Consider the following 22,708-nt stretch of genomic DNA (forward strand, 5'->3'; position numbering starts at 1 on the left):
ATTAACTTTCAAAATATGTTAGACCTGGACGCCATTGGCTATAACCAACAGAGCATTTTGGATATTTTTTGCGCAAGCGTCTAAACTCTGCAGTTTGCTCGTCGAATGTATTATGGGAAACTTTTACCCTTGCCAACAGAGCCATTTCAGGGTAGTTGTGACATTCAATTACTTGTTTTGCCTCGTCTTCGATCGTATAGCGGTATCGGTTCTTTTCGAAGCTATCGGGGTACTTATTTTGACTTTCAGTTACCCAAGCAGACAAAATTGACATGGAGCTATTCACTACTTGTATAAAGCTCTCAAGCTTTCCATCCCTTTCTACTAAACACCACTTCTTCATATCACCTCCTCAAAATAGTCCAACTTAACACCCTCTTCCTGATAGTGGCAATAATGAGCGAGCGAACAATTGTTCTGAAACTTCTCAGACAGCCGTTTCTTTTCTTGCTCTATTTGAAGTGTGTCCATATGGCGTACATCAACACGAGCCAAGACATTGTGCCGAACGTAGACCTCAATAAAAGATACCTCTACCATTTCCGGGTACTTCCTTTCTAGACTATCTGACTTCGCATGGTTCAAACCCATGTCGTAGGCCATTTTTATTCCTTCGAAATATCCGACGGACAGATCACCATTTAGCGACCAATTAATAAATTTTGTTTCCATTCTATTCTTCTATTACTAATATTTTACTATATCCCCTGACCTGATCAGGACACCGAAAACTAAGGGCGGATCAAAGAACGATTCAGGTCGTCAAGCCCGTGTTAATTTTAAAATTGTTTTGAATACCATTTGCACCAGTTGAACAGACAGACGATGACAGTCACATAATGCTCGTAGAACCTCGATCTAGGACTCGGAGCGATTTCCAAGATATCCGACTCCAACATAATTACTTTCTTGACCAATAATTTGAGGGAATCCTTTTCGTAGTAACTTCGCAGCACAAAGTCGATCCGACGTAATGCAATATCTTGACGTGAAGTCATGTGCATTGCAAGCGCATATTGGCGCTGTTTCATAAACTTGGCCAACACATCTTTAATAAATACTCGTTGGCGAATGGACCAGATATTAAAAGCCTGCTGATTCGAGTAGAACTTGACAACCTCATCCTTTCTACGGCAGAGAACCGGATATTTTAATATCATTTCTCCCTTCGATCTATCAATTGTTGTGTTGATCATGGCTATTAAGGCTAATGGTTAGATAAAATTTACAGCTGGAGCCGGTGAAACGAATGCCGTAAATTTTCCGATCACACATCCCGGATGAAACTTTCGAAGATTGTCCAGAGCTCTCTTCTTTCTGCCTCTAGAAATACCGGTGATATCAACACGAGCGACAACAGTTTCATTTTTCCAGCAAGTGATGTAGGACAAAGTCTCTTCTTTTGGAGTTACTTGTAAACCTGCCTGAGTAGTATTTTTCACTAGCTCATGCATTTCACTGAGACATTTTGAAAAATCCTTGTGCGATTGACCATAATCTATTCTCATAGCATAGCGGTCAGTTAAAAGTTCTATTTTCATAGGTTTTATATTAAGTTCTTGTCTTTGGCAAACAGGATCATTTCATATTTTTTGAAGAAATTCCCCTTCTGCTGTATATTGGTTATATGAGAGTTTACGGTGTGCTCGGAAATATCCATAATGTCCGCAATCTCTTTGTTCAACTTACCCTTGGCCACCAGTTTTAATGTCTCCAGTTCACGCTTTGTCAATTCCCCGTTTTCTACCTTGAGCGTCGTGCAGATCCTACCTTCATATTTACAGGTACCACGCTTTCCGCAGTCAAAATATTCAGCGTAACCTATAGTCCCATTAGCGTGGATATCGGGTTCCGTGTCGTACTTTCCAAATCTGCAGAAGATATAAAGAGCAATCATTTCATCTTTGTCAGTCACATTCCAGTCTCTGATATCAAGAATAACTTCCGGATGCGCAGCCATGTCTTCACAAACGATATCGATAGCCTCCTGAGGGAAATCTCCCCAGATCCAAACTCTCCCTGCATGCGTACACTTCAGAACCTGATCTCGATTCGACCAAAAGAATTCATAACCGTTATCTTCGATACCAGCAGGGAGTTCTTGATTTATGACCTTTAATCGTATCATATTACTGCTAACTACACTAACAGATCAATCTTTGTCGCCAGCGCATCAATTCTGTTGCGTTTGTCTATTGCGAGTTTTAATGCAAACTCGATTACTTCAATATTTTCAATCTTTCCATCAAGAATTCTTGATACAGTGCTTTTACTAATATTAAATTCCTTAGCAATAAGCTCATACGCACCTTTCGGTAGACATTTTTTTAGTATCGATAAGCTACTAGTACTTAATTGCGATTTTTCAACTTGAAGATTCATATTACTTTTGTGTTGCTATTACGCAACAAATATGCAACACAAATATTGATTTTGCAACACTTTTCGTAAAATAAATGCAACAAAACATGTTGCAAATTTGCAACATGATTAAAAGTAGAGGTGAAATATTAAAGAAGGTCTTTGAATCTGAGGGTATTAACGTATCCAAGACAGCAAAGAAAATGAATATAGATCGTGCTACAATTTATCGGCACTTTTCCGATTCTGATCTATCATTAGATTACATTATCAAATATGGTAGAGCAATAGACTTTGATTTTTCTAAGTATTTTCCAGAATTATTGCAAATTGTTCAAGAACCCGAAACTCAAAAGAAATCTCCTAAAACATATGCTGACTTAGAGCACGAGGTAGAATATTGGAAAGATAAGTATATTCAGCTTCTAGAACAGTATAACCAGATAATCAGCAGTAAGCTTTTCGAACTAACAAACAAATAACCATATAAATGAATATAAAAAATAAGTTCATCCTTATAATACTCATTCTAAGTGGATGTGGAAAAAATGAGCCTAAGCCAGATAACGAAGAGAAACTATATTCTAAGAGTATAACATTTACAACCAATATATCTTCTTCAGAGTTTGAAGTTGTAAATACCGAAACACAACGAAAAGTTATCAAAAAAACTGATCTAAAACCAACATCACAAGTTTCAGAAATTGGTGGGATAAGGTTTATTTACAATGAAACTTTAAAGGTCAAAGCTGCAGAGAACTTAAGGATTATTTTACCCTATCACCAATCGAGGAAATATATAACCGTATCCGTTGTTGGCGGGGATTTTTCAGGCATGCAAACCCTAACAACTGATAAAATTCAATATCTCGATTTTAAAATGGCTACTAAACTTTACGATTAATTGCATGGAATTTTTATACATAATTATTGCCATCGTTTTTCTTGGATTATTATGGGCATATAGCGCAGGAGCTTTTGATAAAATCCCAAAAAAAGGATCATTTTCTACATTATCAAAAGAGGTTTATGATAAAGGCCAGCATTTGAAGGACGAAAAAGATTTAGCAGCCTTAACATTAAATGCGAATATTGAAGCATACATTAAAAATGAAATAGATCCAGGTTCGTTTGATATTAAATTTCATACGCGATTCCCAGTCCCAATTGATTTTCATGAACTAGAATTTACAGTCATCGATTTCGAGACAGCCAATAAAAATCCTCTAAGCGCAGTCAGTTTAGGAATTGCTCATTTTAAAGGACAAAAGCTTTTAGATGTAAAAGAATTCCGATTAGAGCCAATTATCAAACATCCTTGGGAATTCGAACATATCCATGGAATTTCGATTAATCAATCTAGAGAGTATTCAACATTCGAAAAGCAATGGGAGTATATTAAACCTCATTTGGACAATAGGCTTTTAGTCGCTCATAATGCTGAATTTGATATAAATGTTTTGAAGGAAACCGTTTCTTTTATAAAACAAAAGCTTACCAACATAAGGGTTGTATGCACTTACAAACTTGCAAAAAGATTTATGAAATATGAATCTAGCTATAAACTGGAAAACCTTTGTAAAGATAACGGAATCCCGTATTGGAACCATAAAGCAGCCTACGATGCTGTATCTGCTGGCATATTGTTTATGCATGCAATTTCTCAGGCTCCGGGTGGAGCGATATCTGATTCTGCAATGAATGGAAAAAGGGTTGCAATAAAATAGATTTTAAAGATTAGGCTTTCGCCTAATCTTTATTTACGTCAATTAGAGATTGAGCTTTCTCTATTAGATCAATCTCCGAAAGTAGTTTTTTTTGTATGTGATCTCGATGTTCACAAGTAGGAATTTTTTGTAACTGACTCATCATAAAAATTAAAGCTTTTAAAGCTTTAACTCTTTTTTCACTACATGAATAAGGATTTCTTTCAATAAAAGTCCTTGGTGGCGGAGGTGGATTAGGAGAAGTAGGTATTTGACTGGGTAATCTAACTTCACTACGAAGTTCTTCATACTCATTCTTCCAGTAACAACTGGTATAAATAAGTAAGCCGATTATAGCTACTAACGCAGCTATAATCATGATAATTTCTTGTTTTTCCATAATTAAAATTAGATAGCATGACAAAATTAAAAAACGACAAAAATTCAATTATATGAACGAAGAGAAACAATACGACGGAAATAAGGTAAGAATTACGTTTGAGCTGGCTGCTCCCTATTCTACCATTCAAGAAGAGCTTGATGATTACATCAGTGATATCCGAGAATTGGCAGAAGTAAGGGGATTCAAAGTGTTGCCGTGCACAAATGGCACTACCGACCTATAACTATTTGATTACATGGGCCTAGGTACAGAACTGATTGGCGTACTTAAAAGCCTCTTTGTTTAAAGCAAAGAGGCTTTTTTTATACACTATATGGTTTCAAAAGTTAAAATTTATTAAAATCGGATCAAGCTGAATTCTTGGGGGGAATGTCAAAAATTTCTTAGTTTAGCATCCTTAATACAGATATCCCTTGCAAGAAGCCGAACGTAAATTACTGTCCCTATTGATGCCCGAAGGGCTATTGGAATACTTTCAGATTTTAGAAGTCGATCAGGTTGACAATCAGCTCCACATTTATTTAGATGAGCTTAATATTGCTCCGACAGGCTATCAGAACAGCAAGTTGGAGTCAAAGGGCTTCATGCCTTCCACTGAGATTTCAGACTTTCCCATTCGAGGCCAGAAAGTTACGCTACATATCCGCCGTCGTCGCTGGACGGTCCTGGATACCGGAGAGATCATCACAAGAGATTGGAATCTGGTGCGTGAGGGTGCTCGAATGACTACGGAATTCGGGCTTTTTTTAAAGAAGATATTTGGATAATCATCCTGTAAGCGCCCAATTGGTAGGTCTGTTCTTCCAAATGGACGGTAAGCAACTACAGGATCAATACAAGAACCATCTCAGTGACTTCCAGGACTGGGACCAAAAGCCACACGCAGAGCAATGGACCCTTTTTCCTGATAACATATCGGAACACCTGAGCATCGATGAGACCAGCTTTAGCAACGGTGAACTTTACACGATCGTAAGCAGTAAATCAGCAAAGGGCAGGAAGGGAACCATATTGGCTACCATAAGAGGGACAAAGGCGGAAGATATTATTGCTGTATTAGAGCGCATTCCACTTAAACTAAGGAACAAAGTTAGGGAAGTAACGATGGATATGGCCCCCAATATGGCAAAGGCTATCCGTAGGTGTTTCAGAAATGCCAGAAGGGTTATCGATCGGTTTCATGTACAAAAACTTGCTTATGATGCTGTTCAGGAACTCCGTATCAAATACCGATGGGAAGTCTTAGATGCAGAAAGCAAAAAAATAATGGAATCGCGAAAACGGGGTATCCCATATGACCCCGAGTTGTTGCCTAATGGTGATACGCTCAAACAGCTATTAGCTAGGTCGAGACACCTCCTGTTCAAGCATCCAAGTCGATGGTCGGAAAGCCAAAAACGCCGTGCAGAACTGCTGTTCATCAGGTTTCCCAAGCTAAAACAGGCTTATGATCTTGGAGTTGCCTTAGGTGACATCTTCAATAAATGCAGGGATAAAAAAGTTGCTTTCACAAAGTTAGGACTGTGGCACAACCAGGTTGAGAACGCGGGTATTGCTTCATTCGAGAGTGTCGCAAGATCCATTGCAGCACATCATCAATACATTCTCCACTACTTCGACAATAGAAGCACCAATGCATCCGCAGAGTCCTTCAATGCAAAACTCAAAGCTTTCAGGAGCGTCTTCCGTGGAGTAAGGGATACAACATTCTTCCTGTACAGAGTGATGAAATTGTATGCTTAAAAATGATTACCCCCCAAGAATTCAGCTTGATCCTTAAAATCTCGTCGATATGGCAGTCGAGCTTGAAGATGAAAATAAGCTAGGGCTTTTCCCCTTTCTCATTTTTAAATTGACCATACAGAAAAAAAGCAACGAAGGCGAGTATGGCAATTAAAACAACATTCATATGGTTATATTTTAGGTTAATAATAATTTAAATATATAAAAATAGATAAGGCCGAGCAAATGCTTCGACCTTATCAAAAGTAATTGCTAATTATCTGGCGCTGATTGACCCCAGGACCATCTAAATGAACTGAAACTATGATGGTGACTTACATAGTATTTATGGATTAAACCTATTTCTTTACAAACTCGCGCACGCGCTCATCTTTAATTACACCCGACCAGTTCAAACCATAACCAAAATCGTAAGCATGTCCGGCTTGATCAACATATACCTCCATATCAAAGGGCACATCCTCTGCTTGCTTCTCTACTGTAGCCATATTCGCTGGCATTTGAACCGGTAAAAGACCAGATGGTTCATACTTTCCAAACATAACATCCAATACAGCCTGTGTCGATACACCAAAATTCAAGACAATACCAGAGACTTCCTTCTCAAACTCGGCAAATACCATCGGCTTGTTGGCAGTTACAGCAACCAGAACTGGTTTATCTTTCATCATATCCTTCGTATCCAATATCGTCTGAAGATCCATCACATTAGCAGCAGTCACCATTTTATTCTTATAAGATCTATTCTTAATCGATGGATCGATTACTGGATCACCCGCAGCGATGCTCTCCGCTCGTGCGTTTGAGGCGGTATAACTGCCATATTGCAAGGAAATGGGAACATATCCATTTCCACCATTCTTGCGATCCCTTTCGCTATACCCACCTTCGGCACTGATCGGGCTCTGTACAAACACGACTGCAAGATCAGCTTCATTGGGGTTATCGGTTACATCAGCATATTTCCGCAAGAGATCGATGTTGACGGGGTATTCCAATCGCGCCTGTGTATAGTTTCCCCACCAATCTTTCATTGCTGCCTTATACATCTTCGGAACATAAACTTTTTTCCGTCCACGAATAGGCAATTGCTGATTACTATTCTTTAGTAAAACAACGGACTTTACCTGTGCGTCGTAGCCCTCCTTCATATAGAGCGGATTTCCGACAGTGACACGACTCTCCTCGACATCCAAATATGGATTTTCAAAGAGTCCTACCCGGAAAATATTCAACAGAAGCCTTCTAGCGGAAGCTTCAAACCGTTGTCTCATAAATTTCTGTCCGTGCTCTTTGACACCCAGTTCATAGGCCGACAAAACAGGAGCCTTATCGTTATTGCCTCCAAATTGATCTACACCTGCCATTAATGCTTTATAATGACGCTCTGCCACCGACAGCTGTTCTACCCCCCAGGGTTTACCTGCAAATCCATCTGGCTTAGGCGCTTCATCTCCCGTAATCAGCCAGTCCGAACAGATCACACCATCATAACCGTAGGTGCCGCGCAATAAGTCGGTAAGCAAATATTTGCTATAACCATTTCCCACATTTTCACCATTCTTCTTGTCCTGACCAAAAGAAATCGTATAATAGGGCATAACCGCGGCAGCTTTGCTCGTCTTTCCAGTCAACTGGAAAGCTCCATTGACAAATGGAATAATATGTTGCTTCAGATTATCACCTGGATATACCGCAAACTTTCCAATAGCCCAATGGCCGTCCCGACCACCTTCCTCAGGCCCTCCACTGGGCCAATGTTTCACCATAGCATTGACACTCTTATACCCCCAGCCTAAGGCAATTTCGTCATTTCCACTCGATGTCTGAAAGCCATCAATATAAGCTCTAGCCATGGCTGTGGTCAACTCGGGGCTCTCTCCGAAAGTCATACCAATGCGGTACCAACGCGGCTCGGTACCCAAATCTATCTGTGGCGATAATGCCGTCGTGATGCCCAATGATCGATATTCCGAAGCCGCCACTTGCCCAAAACGTTTAACGATAGCTGGATCGAATGTCGCCGCCATCGCAAGTCCATCCGGCCACATCGAAATTTGCCCCCCTGCCCCTGCATTGAACTCCGCATTGACAACAGCATTATGACGTGGATCGGAGCTATTATTCGCCGGGATACCCCATCCCAACCCTTCCACAAAACGCTGCAACTCATTATTCCAGCGGGCAGCGGTTTCCGGATCTTTTACTGCCGTTAACAGGACATGCCTAAGCCCATCCTTCTCCAGAAATTCGCGCTGCTGATCGGTCAGGGCCCAAGGTGAAACAAGACCTTCCTGGTAATTTTTTCCTTGATAGGTGCCAGCCATAAATCCAAGGGCCGGTGCTGGTAAAGCTTGATGTCTGCTGTATAACATAAGTCCAGCAATCTGATCAATAGATAATTTTGAGGCGAGATCTTTGGCACGTTCCTCTGGTATCAAACGCCAGTCTTCATAACGATCTAATTTCCCATTTCGATTGAGATCCTTAAATTTATTTCCAGCAATGCTTAGGATCTGCACTCCTGAAGTTGTCGAATAACCCAAGACAGGGCCGTATTTATTCTCAATCTTTTGATAAACCTGGCCTTGTGCCGAAAACGTTAAAAATAGACTGAAAGATGAAGCGAATAGTAGTTTCCTTGCATTCATATAATCTGTTATTTTAATAAATGAGTTCGTAGTCAAAACGTCCGCCTTATCGGCAATAAAAACATTTGGCTTGATACGTTATAATCAGTTACTTATATTGCTTCTTTATGAAGCAATACAATTGTACAACCTTTTTGTTCAAATACAAAATAAAATCAACGAAATAACACAAAAAGCTAACTATCAATCTATTGATTTAACAAAAAAGCCCCTAATGTAATTTTTGACACAAGGAATTGTTCGACTTTTATCGGCCAACTTGCCTCCCATTGAGATATTTTTTTGTAATATTAACCCAAAGACAGAAAGTACATGGATTTCAGAACACAGATTATTAACGCATCGGCAGAGAGTTATGAAAAATTTCTACCTCACATTTCTGTAGACACCGTCGTCTTTGGCTTCGACCAAGGTTCTTTGAGAATCCTTTTACTAAAAATGAACTACAATAAAGAGTGGTTTCTTCCTGGAGGCTATGTGGGGAAAGAGGAGGATACTGACGAAGCGGTCAAACGTGTACTTTATGAACGCTCGGGTGTAAAGGATATCTTCTTGGAAGAATTTGCTGTATTTGGAAACCCACAGCGCAGCCAGCAATCCTTTGCAGATTACCCCGACACACTGTGGAACAAACAGCGTTTTATTTCAATTGGTTACTACGCGCTGGTAAATTACAAACATGTTGTTCCTCAACCTGATTCCTTAAGTGAGACCTGCCAGTGGATCGACTTTAAGGACATCACTGAACTTAATATCACCATGGACCACCGCAAAATCATCAGCAAGGCTCTTCGGACTCTTCGCGAACGGCTTTCTTACAAACCAATAGGATACAATTTACTACCAGACAAGTTTACACTGTCCGACTTGCAAGGGCTCTATGAAACAGTACTTGGTAAAAAACTTAATCGAGGCAATTTTTATCGTAAAATGAAAAACATGGGCATCCTTCAAAAACTTGACGAACAACGGAAAGGCGGAGCCCACAAAGCTCCCGACCTCTATAAGTTCAACGTGGAAACCTACAAGAATATCTTACAGGAAGGTTTAAATACCTGGTAGTACAATCACCAACACTTTGACACCAAATTTATAATACACTACAGCCTAGTCACCGCTGACACAGGCCAACATTCTACCATCGGCTAAACTAACCCGCAAGAAACTGAGATGCGCAGTACAGAAGTCCAACCTTTACAATTGATCTATACAATATATTTATTGACAATATTTTCCAAATCTTCCAAATCAAAAGGTTTAGATAAAAAATCATCCGCTCCGGCACGATCTGCTAGGGATTGAATATCGTTGTTTGCCGATACGTATATTACGGGAATATGGCTAAAACGCTTATCTGATTTAAGCAATCTAGTCGCTTCAACACCACCTATGTTTGGAATCCAGTTATCCATTAAGATAAGGTTGGGCTCTGCAGATTCCACCTTTTGGATAATATCATGTGAAGTTTCGGAAACTTCAACATGGAACCCTAAATCTGTCAAAACAACCGTTATAACCTCCAAAATAATGGTATCGTCCTCAAATATCAATACCGTTTTTGCTTTACTCATATAAAATAGTTTATGTATACCCTCATTGTTTTACATCAGACACAAAATGATTCACGTCTGCCTGCCCCCCCCCTATAAGGTATAAAGTTTTTTCCAAATTTTTTGATCCCCTACAGGTGTAAAGTTATGTTGAATACCTGAAAATCGTATGGTTTCTTTACTACCTAATGCCAAATATCCTAAATTTTCTAGACTCGCATCAAATAATTTAAAGACACGCTCTTGCAAGTCCTTATTAAAATAGATCAAGACATTACGACAAAGGATTAATTGAAAGCTATTAAATGAGGTATCAGATACCAGATTATGGGTAGATAAAATCATTTTTTGCTTTAGATCGGCATTGAATTTCGCCCATTCATAATTTGCTGTATAATATTTCGAAAAATCCTGTTTTCCTCCAGATTCTATGTAATTCTCAGAGAAAGATTTTATCTGGCTCAATGGATATACACCATTCCGGGCAATATCAAGTACCCGTGGATTAATATCCGTTGCATATATCAATGACTTGTGATACAAATTGGCCTCTTTTAGCAAAATGGACATCGAGTAAGCTTCCTCTCCTGTGGAGCAACCAGCAATCCACACACGGATCAACGGGTATGTGCCCAATTGTGGTAGAATTTCCTCCCGTAGCTGACGAAAGAATAAAGGATCCCGAAACATCTCAGTTAAGTTAACGGTAATCTCTTCTACAAAGTGTTGCAAAAATGCAGGATTGTCCTTTAATACAAAGCGAAGTTCGGCAAAGCTTGCCAAACGGTCATTCGTCATAAGCCGATTAATCCGCCTCTTCATCGAGGCACGGCTATACTGCAAAAAATCATACCCGTAGTCTCGATAGATATCTTCAAGCAAAATATCTATTTCATGGTCTTTTATGATACTATAGCCCAACATTTAGATTAACCGTTCAATTTCACCCATCAATTTATCCACATCAATCGGCTTCGAGACATACGACTGGGCTCCAGCTTCCAAGCATTTCTCCCGATCTCCACTCATCGCTTGAGCCGTCACGGCAATAACCGGAATTTTGCCTATAAAACTCGAATTGCGAATTAGCTGAATCGTCTCATAGCCATCAATTTCAGGCATCATCATATCCATCAATATCAACGCCACACCTTTATTCGCCTCCAAGATCTCAATAGCCTCGCTCGCACTTGTGCTGCTCAACACCTGATATCCCTTAGCTTTTAACGTCAAACGCAATGCAAAAATATTGCGTTGATCGTCGTCCACAATTAATATTACCTTATGTTGATCCATATATCAGTTGTCCTCAATTTTCATATAACCACACACGCAATAAAGACAAGAGTTGGTCGATGTCCACCGGCTTCGAGATATAATCCGAAGCTCCTGCCTGAATACACTTTTCACGATCCCCGATCATCGACTTTGCCGTAACAGCGATAATTGGTAATCTTGCATAGTCAGCATGTTGTCTGATATTCTTAATCGTCTCATAACCATCCATCTCAGGCATCATCATATCCATCAGTACAATATCAATGGGTTCTCCGGACATTAATACTTCCAACGCTTCTTTACCATCCATCGCGGGAATTACCTTCACTTGAAATTTCTCCAATGCTTTGGTCATCGAGAAGATATTCCTAACGTCATCATCAGCGACAAGAACCTTCTTGCCCTTTAATACGTCGGTCAAAGCTCCAAGCCCATTGTTCTTCCTCCTAGCGTCGTCTGAATTATTAACCTCAATCAAATGAAGAAACAGCCCTACCTCATCCAGAATCCGTTGATAAGAATGAGCCGTCTTTACAACAACTGAGTCTGCATATTTTTTAATTTTCAACTCTTCAGCCTTGGACAAATTCTTGCCTGTAAAGATAATGATCGGCAAGTTCTCCAGTCCTTCATGTTGTTTGATTGCTTCCAACGTATGGTAGCCCATTTCATCAGGTACTCCCATGTCCAAAATCACACAGTCCACATCCGCTGTACGTAAAGCTGTAATGCTATCCTCTACATTATCTTTTACTTCAAGTGATATATTAAAACTACTTAAGAAATAAGACAATGCACTTGCATGCTTTGGATTTTCTTCAACAATAAGCACCTTCTTCGGCGAACGACTTAACGCCGATTCAATTCTTTGGAATACCGAAGTCATTTGTTCTAACGCAACAGGCTTATTAATAAAATCGATCGCTCCTTTTAACAAACTTTCTTTCTTCACCTCAAGCGAAGACATAATATGAACCGGAATATGCCGCGTAGCCTTATTGCCCTTCAATTGATCCATGACAGCCCATCCATCCATAATTGGCAATTGAATATCGAGCAAAACAGCAACGGGGTGATATTTTTCAGCGGCTGGGAGTGCATGGTCACCACGCACAACAACTACACCTTTATAGTTTTGCGTATGGGTATACTTCAAGAGTGCCTTGGCAAAATTAATATCATCCTCCACAATCAAAATCACCTTATCCCCTTCTACAACCGTATCCCGATCATCTGGAACCTCCTCCGGTATCTTAATCGTGACCGGATTATAACTATCTTCTTTAACAATCTCAATGACCTCTTCTACTTCCGAAGATATCTCCTCAACCAATTGCTGCTCCTTGGTCAATATCTCTTTGACTTCAACTTTCGACTTCGGAATAATAAACAAAAACGTACTGCCTTTGCCTACTTCGCTTTCCAACCGGATCTCTCCACCGAGTAAGCGCGCGATCTCGCGGCTAATGGAAAGCCCCAATCCAGTACCACCAAACTTCCTTCTGGTTGAGCCATCAGCTTGTTGAAAGGCTTCAAAAATAATTTTCTGCTTTTCAAATGGTATACCAATACCCGAATCGACTACAGCGAACACCAATCGATCACTATCGCTTGGATCTTCATAGATTTCCAGACGTACTTCGCCTTCTTTGGTAAATTTAATGGCATTAGAAATTAGATTCCGTAGTACTTGATCTATCCGCAAACGATCACCTTGAAAGCTCAGATTGACCGAATCACTGATACTCGTTTTGAAAATCAAACCCTTTTCCTGTACAAGAGGCGAAAACAGACTATTCAAATCCAACAAAATATCATTCAGATCCAACGACGCATAATCCAAAGTCATCTTACCGGATTCAATTTTGGAAAGATCCAGAATCTCATCAATCAATGTGAGCAAACTTGTTCCCGAACTTTGTATAACTTTGGCTGACTCAATCTGATCTGAATTCAGATTTTCCTCCACATTCTCGGACAATAAGCGCGACAATAATAAGATCGAGTTGAGTGGCGTACGAAGTTCATGGGACATATTAGCCAAAAATTCCGACTTATATTTGGTACTTAGCGCCAGCTCCTCAGCTTTTTGTTGGATCTCCTGATTCCTTTCCGCAATCATCAGATTCTTATCCTCAAGCAAACGCGAGCGCTCCTCCAGCTCTTGATTGGACTGCATCAGTTCCTCATGCTGCACTTTAAGTTCTTCCTCCGAAGATTGCAAACGCAATGTTTGCGCCTCCAATTCAGTATTTAAGCTTTCAAGCTCGGCATGTTGGGTTAATAGCTCTTCAGATTGCACCTGTGTTTCCTCCAATAAGGTCTGGATTTTCGCCCTTCCTTTTGCTGAAACTAGTGCAATCCCAATCTGTCGGGAACATTCAGTCAAAAATGTCTTTTCCACTGCAGTAAAACTCTCCATTTGACCAACCTCCAATACACCCAGCACCTGATCATCAACCAGCATTGGTAAAAGCTGAATATGAGGTACATTGATTTTTCCGTTGGCAAAACTCACGAGATAGTCTGCCGTATTTAAATTATTCAAGGTCTTTGGTTCACGATCCGTAAATACCTGACCGATATATCCTTCGCCAGGTAAAAAATATTTTTGTACCTGTTTATCCAGTCCATACGTTCCTGCCAGCTCCAACCTTTCATTATTAAAGATATAGATTGCACCACTAACAGCCCCCATATATCCGATCAGGGTTTTGATAGAATCGACCGCAATCGTTTCTTCACTCTTATTCCCCACCAACCCAGTATAGAGTTTTGCATAACCGGCATGCAACCAGTCGTTATCTTTAAGTTGGTCAAAAGATTTCTTCAACGATTTGGACATTCGGTTGACCGATTTGGCTATTGCTCCCAAATCATCATCCTCTACCTCTTCTGCTTTGACGTCATATTCCCCCAATGCGATGCGATTGGTTATTTTTTGAACGAGATTTAATCGTCTTGAAATCGCTTCATCCTTGTCACGAAGTGATTTTTCTAGCAAAGCGCGCTTTTTGAAATCTGCCCGTAACCTGAAATAAAAATAGCTGGTAATAATGAGAGAAAGCAATGCACTGATAACGATAAAAAGTGTCGTGATAAACGACGAATTGTCCAGATTGGTAGATTTCTGATTGATTGTATCGTCTTCATTTTGGATAATGTCATTAATAATCGTGCGACATTTATCCATAGCCGATTTACTAACATCCAACTGAGCCAAGCTAACCACACCACCGTTTCTTTTAGTATCGACGGCCTCCTTTAAGACTTCTATTCGCCATTGCGCAGCAGTTAACAGACTATCAACACGAACTTTTTGCACCGGATCCATCCTGGTCAGCGTCTCTATAGCCTTTAATTCTGTGGGCAAGCTTTCTAATGCTTTATTAAAAGGTTCTAAATAGCTTTCCTTTCCGGTCAGAAGAAAACCCCGGTTTCCTGTCTCAGCTCCTTGTAATGCATTGAGTAAATTATTGGATGTACTGATAATCTTCCTTGTCACACCAAGCTCCTCACGGTATTTATTTTGTTCCTGAATACCAACATAAGATGCAGTAGAACTTATCAGCAATATGACTAAGGAAAAACCTATTCCGACCGTTAGATTATTGAGTGTCTTACTATTTGGCATTTAGAGGTAAATTTAAAGGTAAGGTAAAATAAAATGTCGCCCCTTGTCCACCCGAACTTTCCACAGCAATGGTTCCATGATGGGCGCGAATAATTTCAGCACAGATATAAAGTCCTATCCCAAGCCCCTGAAAATCGAACGACGTTTCTTCCACACGATAAAATTTCTCAAACACATCACCTTGCTTCTCTTCTGGAATGCCGATCCCAAAATCTATTACACTTATTTTCACGTTGCTGTCTTCAATAGAGCAGTCAACAATTACTTTTTCAGTTCCAGCAGCATATTTATATGCATTCGTCAAAAAATTAACCAACACCTGCTCTAGACGGATCTCATCACCATAAATCTGTACGTCCGTAATATCCCCTTGCCGGAGAAGCTTCATACTGCTTTGGTCATGCGTTTGAACAATGGAGTCCACGGCACTCTTGACCATATGCTCGAGAGAAAATACCTTTTTATTGATCAGCAGCTTCCCATTATCGATCTTTGACAGATCCAAAAGATCAGAAATAAGACTGTTGAGTTTGTCAACTTGGCCCTGAACCCGGGTAACATACTTTGCCTCAGCACTTTCCTCCTCCAACTTAAGTTTACGGTCGAGCAATTGCATATACGCTTTAATACTTGTTAAAGGTGTTTTCAACTCGTGACTCGCGATACTCAGGAACTCATCTTTTTCCTTTTCCGCTTTTTTTTGTGCATCGATATCTGTAAAAGTCCCGACCCACTTACTCGCTCCATTCTCCAAAATTGGCCACACACGCAAAAGCTGATATAGGTATTCCCCACATGGCCTCCTTTGGATACGTACTTCCATTTCCAAGGGTTCTCCAGAACGAAGACTCGCTTGAAGCTCTTTTTCGATTGATTGATCGCCAGGATAGATCTGTGGGAATTTTGAGGCATCATCAGAAAACTGAAACCAGCGACCATTCACAAAATCAATATTTCCTGCACTGTCACAGGTAAAAGCAATTTGAGGCAAAGACTCCAAAAGCGTATGCAAATAGTCCACCTTAGACCGCAGTTCCTGCTGTGCCTGCTTGCGCCGTTCTACCTCAAGTTCTAAAGTTTGTTGAATATCTTTAAGCGCTTGGGTCTGTTCATACAGCCGATAAAATGTCTTAACTTTCAACATCAGGATGTCGGGATCCACAGGCTTGGTCACATAATCCAATCCACCCGAATCATAACCCTTGGTGATAAAGCGTTTATCCGTATTTACAGCAGACAAAAATATGATCGGAGTTTCCTTTGTTTTGCTAAATCCCGCTATATTTTCAGCGACTTCAAAGCCATCCATATCTGGCATCTGAACATCCAATATGATTAATGCATAATTATATTTTAAGATCTTTTTTAAAGCTTCTTCCCCTGATTGAGCGGTATCAACTTTAAAATTTTTGGATTCCAGTAATTTTTGCAAAGAGTAAATATTATCCGGATTATCATCAACAATTAATATCATAGTGTATTAAAACTTAGCATCAAGGTTAACAAATCTAAAAAAATTAACTGAATACCACCAATCGAATTGCGGAAAACCGCTGGCAAAAAAAAGCGCATGAAATAAGTAAAACTTTAGTCTGTCAAAGCCTGTTTTAACAAATATGATACGTTTTACATCAAAAGGCATATACTGCATTCCTGGTAAGTTTTATCTCGACCCATGGAAGCCTGTTGATTTGGCTGTTATTTCTCATGGCCATGCAGATCATGCCCACTGGGGAATGAAGAAGTACCTCTGTCATCATTTCACAGTCAATATACTTCGGAGCCGGATCGGTCCAGATATTCAAATCCAGGGAATCGCTTACAATGAACCTGTCCACATCAATGGTGTCAGAGTTTCCCTGCACCCCGCCGGACATATCATTGGTTCTGCCCAGATTCGCCTGGAGTATAAAGGTAAAGTCGTCGTATTTACTGGCGATTACAAAATTCAGGAGGATGGCTTATGTACACCATTTGAGCCGATGAAATGCCATGAGCTCATTACAGAAAGTACTTTCGGTCTTCCTATTTATCGATGGGAGTCTGTAGCGGTACAAAATGAACGACTGCAATCTTGGATTAAGAACAACCAAAGCAATCATAAGACATCCGTATTTATAGGGTATTCGCTTGGAAAATCGCAGCGTATTCTAAATGCTGTACATGAAATGGGTCCAGTATATGTACATTACAGTATTGCTAAATTAAATGAGGCCTACAGCCAGGCAGGTGTAAAACTACCACCCTATCAGATTGCGGACGTAAAATCAGCTCCAAAAGAACTAGACAAGCAGATTGTATTGCTTCCGCCAGCACTGCTGGACAGCCAGCTCCTTCAAAAAATACCCAATGTTGCCTATGCCATCTGTTCGGGCTGGATGCAAATCCGTGGGGCGCGACGATGGCGCAGCGCAGATGCTGGTTTTGCGATCAGTGACCACGCCGACTGGTCAGGTTTATTGCAAGCAGTACGTAGCAGTTCGGCCGAAAAAGTATATGTGACCCATGGGCAAACAGCTACCTTTGCCAAATATCTCAATGAAATCGGCATTGAAGCGGAAGAGGTCACCACACAGTATGGTGATGAAGAAGATCCCCAAGTCCAAACGACTTAAGATAGCTTATGAAAGAATTTGCAACATTGATACATGCTCTCGACAGCAGCAACAAGACCAATTTGAAAAAAGAGGCTGTTTTGCATTTTTTCAGGGAAGCCTCTGACAAAGATAAACTTTGGTTCCTCGCTTTGATGACGGGGAAAAGACCGAAACGGAGTATAGCGGTTAAAGACCTCAAAACCTGGACTTTAGAAACAACAGAAATTCCCGAATGGTTATTTATTGAATCCTATGCTGCCGTAGGTGATCTATCCGAAACCTTGGCTCTACTTTTGCCATCGGCATCGCAACTGATAGAAAAAAGCCTTAGCGACTGGATGGATGAAATCATTGCCTTACAAAATGCATCCATTGCAGAGAAAAAAGCTTTCGTTCTTCGATCCTGGAACGGGCTAAGCACCGTCGAGCGCTTTATTTTTAACAAACTTCTGGGCGGAAGCTTCCGTTTGGGCATTTCAGCAAAAGGCTTAATCAATGCCCTTGCTCAATATACAGGTACTGAGGCGAGTGCGGTAGCGCACAGCATCATGGGCGATTGGAATCCACATGAAGTCGAATTTGAAAAACTTATTCATGGAACGTATAGTGATACCAATCTTTCCAAACCTTATCCTTTCTGCCTCGCCTATCCTATTGAAAAAGAACCGGAAGAACTAGGGTCAATTAAAACATGGCAAGTCGAATATAAATGGGATGGAATACGCGGCCAGCTTATCAAGCGCAGCGGAGACATACACATCTGGTCACGCGGGGAAGAACTTGTTACAGCCCAGTTTCCCGAAATTACTGCAGCCCTCAGTCAATGGAGCGGAAGCTTTGTGCTCGATGGAGAGATTCTCGCGGTTAAAGACGGCCGTGTACTTAACTTTTCCGAACTACAAAAACGGATCAATCGCAAAACAATCCCAAAAGCTTTGCGTGAGGAAGTACCTATTGCAATCTACCTTTATGATCTCTTGGAACTGAATGGAATAGATCTCCGCCAGGAGCCACTTGCATACAGGCGTGTACAGCTGGAAGAACTTTATGCAGCCAATCCGGGTACCGTATTAAAACTATCACCGTTGATACATGCCGAGGACTGGACAGCCCTTCAACAAATCCAAACTGCAGCACGCGAGCTTAACAGTGAGGGCATCATGCTCAAGAAAATGGACTCACCTTATTACGCCGGTCGCAAAAAAGGAGGCTGGTGGAAGTGGAAAGTCAATCCGATGAGTATAGATGCTGTACTCATCTACGCACAAAAAGGTAGCGGTCGCCGGAGTGCACATTACACAGATTATACCTTTGCCGTAAAAGATGGCGATCAGTTGGTCACGATCGCTAAAGCCTATTCGGGACTTACAGACAAAGAAATCCTTGAAGTAAGCCGGTTTGTCAAACAAAATTCACTGGAAAAATTTGGCCCCGTCCGCACGGTTAGACCCGAACTTGTCTTTGAGATTGCCTTTGAAGGGATAGGATACAGCAAAAGACACAAATCTGGCGTAGCATTACGCTTCCCAAGGATTTTACGCTGGCGAAAGGACAAAACAGCGGCAGAGATCGACACCCTTGACGATATAAAACAATTGATTCAATAAAAATTTGAGACGATAAAACAGCGTGAACGAGAAGATAGCACATAGTGAAGGATTTCGAATTGTCAACAATTATTTCGAATCCCAGGGAAATGTTCCCTTTAGCTTTCAGACCAAGGCCTGGGAGAAATACGCGCAGGGATATAGCGGACTAGTTATTGCACCAACAGGATTTGGAAAAACCTTTTCGTTATTTATGGCGGTACTGATAGACTTTCTTAATAACCCGGATCAGCACCAAAAGGGTTTGAAGCTACTTTGGGTAACACCCTTACGCTCATTGGCTAAAGATCTTGCACGAGCAATGCAAAAGGCCATAGACGATATTGGGCTGGACTGGGTCGTTCAGGTTCGCAATGGCGACACCAATCCGAAAGTAAAAGCGCAACAGACGCGATCGATGCCCGATATTCTGCTCGTCACTCCCGAAAGTCTTCATTTGCTGCTCGCACAAAAACAACGGGATAAGTATTTCAAAAATCTCCGGTGTATCACGGTAGACGAATGGCATGAACTGATGGGCAACAAACGTGGTGTTATGGTCGAACTGGCGCTCGCCTTCCTCAAATCGCACTATAAAAAGATGCGCGTTTGGGGGATCACTGCCACCATAGGCAATCTCGAGGAAGCTATGGAGGTTCTGTTGCCAACAGAAAAAAAACGTATCCAAATTGTCGCTAAAGAGAAAAAGAAGATAGCGATCAAACCAATTTACCCCAGCAAAGTGGAACTATTGCCCTGGGCAGGACACCTCGGTGGCAACCTAGCGGACCAGGTCGTCCCCATTATACTCCAGAGCAAAAGCACAATCCTATTTACCAACACACGCAGCCAAAGCGAAATGTGGTATCAGCTCCTTTTACAGGCACATCCAGATTTTGCCGGACAAATTGCCTTACACCACAGCTCTATTGATGCCAATATCCGCGAATGGATCGAAGATAATCTCAGCAGCGGCAAACTTAAAGCAGTCGTGTCGACCTCTTCCTTGGACTTAGGGGTAGATTTCAAACCCGTTGATACAGTCATCCAGATTGGCTCGAGTAAAGGTGTAGCCCGGTTTATGCAACGCGCTGGAAGAAGCGGCCATAGCCCTTTCGAAACCTCTACGATTTATTTCGTCCCTACGCACTCCCTGGAGCTCATCGAGGTCGCCGCACTGAAGGAGGCTGTAAAAACGCAGACGATCGAAAACCGGGACCCTATGGTTCAAACTTTCGATGTGCTTGTTCAATTCATGGTAACCATCGCCCTGGGTGGGGGATTTCGTTCGGAAGAACTGCATGCGATCGTCGCCAATACCCATGCCTTTCGCTATATGGATCAGGAAGAATGGCAATGGTGCATGTATTTTATTACCGCAGGGGGAAAAATTGGCAAACGCTACGAAGAATTTCACAAGGTTATCCAAGATGAAGAAGGTAAATGGATCATCAAAAATCGTCGCCTGGCACTTCTGCATCGACTCAATATAGGCGCTATTGTAGGGGACGCCATGATGCGCGTGAAGTTCCTCTCCGGTGGTTATATCGGCATGATCGAAGAATATTTTATCAGTAAACTCAAAAAAGGCGAGCGATTTATTCTTGCGGGACGCGTCCTGGAACTTGTGATGGTCAAGGAAATGACCGTATTCGTAAGAAACTCGTCGGGTAAAGCCATTACTCCAAGCTGGCTCGGGGGTAGACTTCCCTTATCGTCCAATTTAAGCCATTTCCTTCGTAAAAAATTGGCTGCAGCAACAGGAGCTCCTTCCAGTGAAAAAGAGCTTCATTTCCTGGCACCATTGATCGAAAAACAGACCGAACTTTCGGCCGTGCCTAGCGAAGCGGAATTTCTTGTCGAACATATCAAAACAAGAGAAGGACATCATCTCTTTTTCTACCCTTTGGAGGGTAGACTGATCCATGAGGTCATGGCAGCGCTCGTCGCCTATCGCATCAGCAAATTGTACCCCATCAGTTTTTCTATGGCCATGAATGATTATGGTTTTGAACTCTATTCCGACAAGGACATCCAACTGAGCCAATCACAGCTCGAAGAGGTCTTGAGCCGTAAAAATCTGATGGAAGATGTTATCAGCAGCATCAACTCCGCAGAAATGGCCAGCCGTAAATTTAGAGATATTGCTGTCATTTCGGGGTTGGTGGTTCAAAATTATCCGGGTACACAGCAAAACAATAAATCCCTACAGGCTTCATCCGGAATTATTTTCAAGGTATTAATGGAGCACGACCCGAGCAACCTACTCCTCAAACAAGCTTTTAGCGAAGTGTTCAACCAACAATTGGAAGAATATCGTTTAATAAAAGCATTCGACAGGATAAACAACAGTAAAATACGTTATACCTTTGTCGAAGAGTACACGCCACTGAGCTTTCCGATCAAGGTCGATAGCCTGCGGCAGTCGCTGTCGAGTGAAGCACTGATCGAGCGTATCCAACGGATGGAAAAGGCCAACATGCAAAAAAAGAAACGTAGAAAATGAAGATCAAAGAGCAAACAATTACCTTTAATAAGCAGCAATTAATCCTTAACAATCAACGCTCTATATTTTGGAAATCAGAAAAAACATTGATTCTGTCCGATCTGCATCTTGGCAAAGCAGCACATTTCAGAAAGCACGGTATTGCAATCCCCATGGATACCACAATAGCCGATCTCAATCGACTCGAGCGCCTAGTGGATTATTATCAGCCCGTTCAGGTTATTGTTGTTGGAGATTTGGTTCATGCAGGTATCAATCAAGAAGTGCTACTATTGGAACAATTCAAAACGAGATATCCAACGCTTCTCCTCCACTTGGTCAAAGGAAACCATGATCGCCTGTCGAAACAAATGACCGATCGATTTAACATTCACCAACATGACGAAATCTTTGAACTGCAGCAGATACAATTTAAACACCACCCCATCGATGCGGAAGATCAATCTTCCTTCAGGATTAGCGGCCATCTGCATCCAGGAGTCAGTATTGTCATACCACCGAGACGGCAGTTACGCTTACCCTGTTTTATGGTTTCTGATCATCAAATTATCCTGCCTGCATTTAGTAAGTTTACAGGGCTAGACAGTAAGGAATTATCTACAGCGTATCAATGTTATGCAATCACAGATGACCTGATCTTTCCCATCCAAAAAAACAGATTATAAAAACGTTTTATGACATTTTGAATTCACC

The 22,708-nt window shown here is 41.2% G+C and carries 24 protein-coding genes; 11 read left to right on the plus strand and 13 right to left on the minus strand.

The window, feature by feature from the left end; translation table 11 throughout:
* Position 1: 1 nt before the first annotated feature.
* The 6 genes from AACH28_RS04730 to AACH28_RS04755 all read right to left on the minus strand — a co-directional run bounded on the left by AACH28_RS04730 (position 2) and on the right by AACH28_RS04755 (position 2,382).
* Positions 2 to 343: a hypothetical protein gene (locus AACH28_RS04730; RefSeq protein ID WP_286709551.1), complete on the minus strand. Its 342-nt coding sequence runs from the start codon at positions 341 to 343 to the stop codon at positions 2 to 4.
* The gene (locus tag AACH28_RS04735) at positions 340 to 672 is read right to left on the minus strand and encodes a hypothetical protein (protein WP_286709550.1); all 333 of its coding nucleotides are present in this window, start codon (positions 670 to 672) and stop codon (positions 340 to 342) included. The genes AACH28_RS04730 and AACH28_RS04735 overlap by 4 nt, the downstream gene beginning before the upstream one ends.
* A gap of 107 nt (positions 673 to 779) precedes the next feature.
* Positions 780 to 1,196: a hypothetical protein gene (locus AACH28_RS04740; RefSeq protein ID WP_313236093.1), complete on the minus strand. Its 417-nt coding sequence runs from the start codon at positions 1,194 to 1,196 to the stop codon at positions 780 to 782.
* Positions 1,197 to 1,214: 18 nt separating this feature from the next.
* On the minus strand, positions 1,215 to 1,541 hold the full coding sequence (locus tag AACH28_RS04745) for a hypothetical protein (protein ID WP_313236090.1): 327 nt from the start codon (positions 1,539 to 1,541) through the stop codon (positions 1,215 to 1,217).
* Positions 1,542 to 1,546: 5 nt separating this feature from the next.
* A complete protein-coding gene (locus AACH28_RS04750) occupies positions 1,547 to 2,128 on the minus strand; it encodes a helix-turn-helix transcriptional regulator (protein WP_313236088.1) in 582 nt (193 codons plus the stop codon).
* A gap of 11 nt (positions 2,129 to 2,139) precedes the next feature.
* Positions 2,140 to 2,382 carry a hypothetical protein gene (locus AACH28_RS04755; protein WP_313236086.1) on the minus strand — a complete coding sequence of 81 codons (243 nt, stop codon included), beginning with the start codon at positions 2,380 to 2,382 and terminating at the stop codon, positions 2,140 to 2,142.
* 104 nt (positions 2,383 to 2,486) lie between these two features.
* Between AACH28_RS04755 and AACH28_RS04760 the strand changes: the two genes are divergently transcribed.
* The 3 genes from AACH28_RS04760 to AACH28_RS04770 are packed head-to-tail and all read left to right on the plus strand — an operon-like array spanning position 2,487 to position 4,088.
* The gene (locus AACH28_RS04760) at positions 2,487 to 2,843 is read left to right on the plus strand and encodes a hypothetical protein (RefSeq protein ID WP_313236084.1); all 357 of its coding nucleotides are present in this window, start codon (positions 2,487 to 2,489) and stop codon (positions 2,841 to 2,843) included.
* Between the two features lie 8 nt (positions 2,844 to 2,851).
* The gene (locus tag AACH28_RS04765) at positions 2,852 to 3,265 is read left to right on the plus strand and encodes a hypothetical protein (RefSeq protein WP_313236081.1); all 414 of its coding nucleotides are present in this window, start codon (positions 2,852 to 2,854) and stop codon (positions 3,263 to 3,265) included.
* A gap of 4 nt (positions 3,266 to 3,269) precedes the next feature.
* Positions 3,270 to 4,088, plus strand: a complete 819-nt coding sequence (locus tag AACH28_RS04770) for an exonuclease domain-containing protein (RefSeq protein WP_313236079.1) — start codon at positions 3,270 to 3,272, stop codon at positions 4,086 to 4,088.
* A 22-nt stretch (positions 4,089 to 4,110) separates the two neighbouring features.
* Here the strand turns inward: AACH28_RS04770 and AACH28_RS04775 are convergent, their stop codons facing one another.
* A complete protein-coding gene (locus AACH28_RS04775; protein WP_313236078.1) occupies positions 4,111 to 4,467 on the minus strand; it encodes a hypothetical protein in 357 nt (118 codons plus the stop codon).
* 52 nt (positions 4,468 to 4,519) lie between these two features.
* Between AACH28_RS04775 and AACH28_RS04780 the strand changes: the two genes are divergently transcribed.
* From AACH28_RS04780 to AACH28_RS04790, 3 genes are all read left to right on the plus strand, one after another.
* Positions 4,520 to 4,693 carry a hypothetical protein gene (locus tag AACH28_RS04780; RefSeq protein WP_313236076.1) on the plus strand — a complete coding sequence of 58 codons (174 nt, stop codon included), beginning with the start codon at positions 4,520 to 4,522 and terminating at the stop codon, positions 4,691 to 4,693.
* A 190-nt stretch (positions 4,694 to 4,883) separates the two neighbouring features.
* A complete protein-coding gene (locus AACH28_RS04785) occupies positions 4,884 to 5,237 on the plus strand; it encodes a transposase (RefSeq protein WP_286767917.1) in 354 nt (117 codons plus the stop codon).
* Positions 5,230 to 6,213 carry a transposase gene (locus AACH28_RS04790; RefSeq protein ID WP_286767918.1) on the plus strand — a complete coding sequence of 328 codons (984 nt, stop codon included), beginning with the start codon at positions 5,230 to 5,232 and terminating at the stop codon, positions 6,211 to 6,213. Before AACH28_RS04785 ends, AACH28_RS04790 begins: the two co-directional genes overlap by 8 nt.
* A 338-nt stretch (positions 6,214 to 6,551) precedes the next feature.
* Here AACH28_RS04790 and AACH28_RS04795 read toward each other — a convergent pair whose 3' ends face one another.
* Positions 6,552 to 8,864, minus strand: coding sequence for a glycoside hydrolase family 3 N-terminal domain-containing protein (locus tag AACH28_RS04795; RefSeq protein WP_341832352.1), 2,313 nt, complete (start codon positions 8,862 to 8,864; stop codon positions 6,552 to 6,554).
* 312 nt (positions 8,865 to 9,176) lie between these two features.
* Here AACH28_RS04795 and AACH28_RS04800 point away from each other — a divergent pair, with 312 nt between their 5' ends.
* Positions 9,177 to 9,926, plus strand: coding sequence for an NrtR DNA-binding winged helix domain-containing protein (locus AACH28_RS04800; protein ID WP_248933716.1), 750 nt, complete (start codon positions 9,177 to 9,179; stop codon positions 9,924 to 9,926).
* A gap of 143 nt (positions 9,927 to 10,069) precedes the next feature.
* On the opposite strand, the gene AACH28_RS04805 is transcribed toward AACH28_RS04800, so the two are convergent.
* The 5 genes from AACH28_RS04805 to AACH28_RS04825 all read right to left on the minus strand — a co-directional run bounded on the left by AACH28_RS04805 (position 10,070) and on the right by AACH28_RS04825 (position 16,800).
* Positions 10,070 to 10,435 (minus strand): response regulator, encoded by a 366-nt coding sequence (locus AACH28_RS04805; RefSeq protein WP_153847546.1) that lies wholly within the window; start codon positions 10,433 to 10,435, stop codon positions 10,070 to 10,072.
* Positions 10,436 to 10,507: 72 nt separating this feature from the next.
* Entirely contained in the window at positions 10,508 to 11,338 is an 831-nt protein-coding gene (locus AACH28_RS04810; protein ID WP_075992440.1) for a protein-glutamate O-methyltransferase CheR, read from the minus strand.
* Positions 11,339 to 11,710 (minus strand): response regulator, encoded by a 372-nt coding sequence (locus AACH28_RS04815; RefSeq protein WP_341832353.1) that lies wholly within the window; start codon positions 11,708 to 11,710, stop codon positions 11,339 to 11,341. It abuts the gene before it with no gap.
* Between the two features lie 13 nt (positions 11,711 to 11,723).
* The gene (locus AACH28_RS04820) at positions 11,724 to 15,326 is read right to left on the minus strand and encodes a response regulator (protein ID WP_341832354.1); all 3,603 of its coding nucleotides are present in this window, start codon (positions 15,324 to 15,326) and stop codon (positions 11,724 to 11,726) included.
* Positions 15,316 to 16,800: an ATP-binding protein gene (locus AACH28_RS04825; RefSeq protein ID WP_341832355.1), complete on the minus strand. Its 1,485-nt coding sequence runs from the start codon at positions 16,798 to 16,800 to the stop codon at positions 15,316 to 15,318. The genes AACH28_RS04820 and AACH28_RS04825 overlap by 11 nt, the downstream gene beginning before the upstream one ends.
* A gap of 142 nt (positions 16,801 to 16,942) precedes the next feature.
* Here AACH28_RS04825 and AACH28_RS04830 point away from each other — a divergent pair, with 142 nt between their 5' ends.
* From AACH28_RS04830 to pdeM, 4 genes are read left to right on the plus strand one after another with little or no spacing between them, the layout of a single operon-like run.
* Positions 16,943 to 17,941, plus strand: a complete 999-nt coding sequence (locus AACH28_RS04830; protein WP_336835105.1) for a ligase-associated DNA damage response exonuclease — start codon at positions 16,943 to 16,945, stop codon at positions 17,939 to 17,941.
* An 8-nt stretch (positions 17,942 to 17,949) separates the two neighbouring features.
* Entirely contained in the window at positions 17,950 to 19,530 is a 1,581-nt protein-coding gene (locus tag AACH28_RS04835; protein ID WP_341832356.1) for an ATP-dependent DNA ligase, read from the plus strand.
* Between the two features lie 22 nt (positions 19,531 to 19,552).
* Positions 19,553 to 22,015, plus strand: coding sequence for a ligase-associated DNA damage response DEXH box helicase (locus tag AACH28_RS04840; RefSeq protein ID WP_341832357.1), 2,463 nt, complete (start codon positions 19,553 to 19,555; stop codon positions 22,013 to 22,015).
* Positions 22,012 to 22,680 carry a ligase-associated DNA damage response endonuclease PdeM gene (gene pdeM / locus AACH28_RS04845; protein WP_075992434.1) on the plus strand — a complete coding sequence of 223 codons (669 nt, stop codon included), beginning with the start codon at positions 22,012 to 22,014 and terminating at the stop codon, positions 22,678 to 22,680. Before AACH28_RS04840 ends, pdeM begins: the two co-directional genes overlap by 4 nt.
* Positions 22,681 to 22,708: the final 28 nt, after the last annotated feature.

Origin of the sequence: Sphingobacterium thalpophilum (assembly GCF_038396785.1) — a bacterium.
GTDB lineage: Bacteria > Bacteroidota > Bacteroidia > Sphingobacteriales > Sphingobacteriaceae > Sphingobacterium > Sphingobacterium thalpophilum_A.

What these genes read in the sequence shown, in the direction of transcription:
- AACH28_RS04765 (WP_313236081.1), top strand. Translation starts at nt 2,852, where the DNA reads ATGAATATAAAAAATAAGTTCATCCTTATAATACTCATTCTAAGTGGA.
- AACH28_RS04775 (WP_313236078.1), bottom strand. Translation starts at nt 4,467, where the DNA reads ATGGAAAAACAAGAAATTATCATGATTATAGCTGCGTTAGTAGCTATA.
- AACH28_RS04770 (WP_313236079.1), top strand. Translation starts at nt 3,270, where the DNA reads ATGGAATTTTTATACATAATTATTGCCATCGTTTTTCTTGGATTATTA.
- AACH28_RS04815 (WP_341832353.1), bottom strand. Translation starts at nt 11,710, where the DNA reads ATGGATCAACATAAGGTAATATTAATTGTGGACGACGATCAACGCAAT.
- AACH28_RS04825 (WP_341832355.1), bottom strand. Translation starts at nt 16,800, where the DNA reads ATGATATTAATTGTTGATGATAATCCGGATAATATTTACTCTTTGCAA.
- AACH28_RS04735 (WP_286709550.1), bottom strand. Translation starts at nt 672, where the DNA reads ATGGAAACAAAATTTATTAATTGGTCGCTAAATGGTGATCTGTCCGTC.
- AACH28_RS04780 (WP_313236076.1), top strand. Translation starts at nt 4,520, where the DNA reads ATGAACGAAGAGAAACAATACGACGGAAATAAGGTAAGAATTACGTTT.
- AACH28_RS04830 (WP_336835105.1), top strand. Translation starts at nt 16,943, where the DNA reads ATGATACGTTTTACATCAAAAGGCATATACTGCATTCCTGGTAAGTTT.
- AACH28_RS04745 (WP_313236090.1), bottom strand. Translation starts at nt 1,541, where the DNA reads ATGAAAATAGAACTTTTAACTGACCGCTATGCTATGAGAATAGATTAT.
- AACH28_RS04835 (WP_341832356.1), top strand. Translation starts at nt 17,950, where the DNA reads ATGAAAGAATTTGCAACATTGATACATGCTCTCGACAGCAGCAACAAG.
- AACH28_RS04760 (WP_313236084.1), top strand. Translation starts at nt 2,487, where the DNA reads ATGATTAAAAGTAGAGGTGAAATATTAAAGAAGGTCTTTGAATCTGAG.
- AACH28_RS04730 (WP_286709551.1), bottom strand. Translation starts at nt 343, where the DNA reads ATGAAGAAGTGGTGTTTAGTAGAAAGGGATGGAAAGCTTGAGAGCTTT.
- AACH28_RS04750 (WP_313236088.1), bottom strand. Translation starts at nt 2,128, where the DNA reads ATGATACGATTAAAGGTCATAAATCAAGAACTCCCTGCTGGTATCGAA.
- AACH28_RS04810 (WP_075992440.1), bottom strand. Translation starts at nt 11,338, where the DNA reads ATGTTGGGCTATAGTATCATAAAAGACCATGAAATAGATATTTTGCTT.
- AACH28_RS04795 (WP_341832352.1), bottom strand. Translation starts at nt 8,864, where the DNA reads ATGAATGCAAGGAAACTACTATTCGCTTCATCTTTCAGTCTATTTTTA.
- AACH28_RS04755 (WP_313236086.1), bottom strand. Translation starts at nt 2,382, where the DNA reads ATGAATCTTCAAGTTGAAAAATCGCAATTAAGTACTAGTAGCTTATCG.
- AACH28_RS04800 (WP_248933716.1), top strand. Translation starts at nt 9,177, where the DNA reads ATGGATTTCAGAACACAGATTATTAACGCATCGGCAGAGAGTTATGAA.
- AACH28_RS04820 (WP_341832354.1), bottom strand. Translation starts at nt 15,326, where the DNA reads ATGCCAAATAGTAAGACACTCAATAATCTAACGGTCGGAATAGGTTTT.
- pdeM (WP_075992434.1), top strand. Translation starts at nt 22,012, where the DNA reads ATGAAGATCAAAGAGCAAACAATTACCTTTAATAAGCAGCAATTAATC.
- AACH28_RS04805 (WP_153847546.1), bottom strand. Translation starts at nt 10,435, where the DNA reads ATGAGTAAAGCAAAAACGGTATTGATATTTGAGGACGATACCATTATT.
- AACH28_RS04740 (WP_313236093.1), bottom strand. Translation starts at nt 1,196, where the DNA reads ATGATCAACACAACAATTGATAGATCGAAGGGAGAAATGATATTAAAA.